This window comes from Kocuria sp. ZOR0020, from assembly GCF_000800955.1.
Taxonomy (GTDB): Bacteria; Actinomycetota; Actinomycetes; order Actinomycetales; family Micrococcaceae; genus Kocuria; species Kocuria subflava.
This window is the reverse complement of sequence record NZ_JROX01000296.1, coordinates 1-838: the sequence shown is the minus strand read 5'-3', so window position 1 is coordinate 838 and position 838 is coordinate 1. Positions and strand designations below refer to the sequence as shown.

The window sequence follows — 838 nt, the reverse complement described above, 5'->3', positions numbered from 1 at the left end:
TTACTGTACGTGTATTTTTTTCGTTCGCTTGTGCTGTTACTGTGATAATTGCCATTTTTTATTTTCCCTCTGTTGCTTTCCAAATTGTCATAATATCAAAGATTTCTTTTTTTGTCTTTGTTTTAAGTAGTTCCATATTAGGATATCCAAGTTCTTCAGCTCGTTTTAGTGCTGGTTGGATCTCACGAAGTCGTTGCTTTTCAGCTTCCAACAGTTTCTGTTCTTCTGTCAAGTCAGGGAGGTCTTCATTCATATAGATATATAAACCTAAACCGTGCCTTGCGATTGCTTTTACTAAACAGCGTTGAATTGCTTTATTCACGTCCATTGAAGTCAGTTTTTCAAGCGGAATTGACTGGTTTCGATAGTCCATCACGGGAAGATGTTCAATGTGCTCTAACCCCTCGATAGTAACTCCAACCTCAACCCAAGCTGTGCGACCGTCTGTGTGGTAATTCCAATCATCCTTGTTCTTATAAATCTTGTTTGTTGCTTCAGGATATATTTTTTTTACTTCTGCCCAAGCAAATGCCCAAGATAGATAGTCAAGATTATTCTTTTTACTCTTTTTATCATTGACATTAATGACGCTTAAGTTTTCAAATACGCTCATTTTTTCCTCTTTCCACGATGAATACATCCCCTTGTCTTGTAATTTCGATATTATATTTAAGCATTGGTAAAATATATCCGTCTTCCCAATAGCTCCATAATTCACTTATCAAGCCATATAAGCACTCGTTAGGCCCAACCCTATACTTTATCTCGTTCATTTCTTCAAGCTCTTTAGACAGCTTTCTGACGCCTCTAGCATAATGTTTGCTTGCTTTTTCTTCTG

General features: G+C 36.9%; 2 protein-coding genes. Both read right to left on the bottom strand.

Translation table 11 applies throughout. From position 1 onward, the window contains the following. Positions 1 to 58 precede the first annotated feature (58 nt). The gene (locus L979_RS15315; RefSeq protein WP_047692669.1) at positions 59 to 613 is read right to left on the bottom strand and encodes a DUF1071 domain-containing protein; all 555 of its coding nucleotides are present in this window, start codon (positions 611 to 613) and stop codon (positions 59 to 61) included. After that, on the bottom strand, positions 600 to 838 hold a 239-nt coding region (locus L979_RS16400; protein ID WP_047692668.1), incomplete at its 5' end, for a hypothetical protein. The genes L979_RS15315 and L979_RS16400, both read right to left, overlap by 14 nt.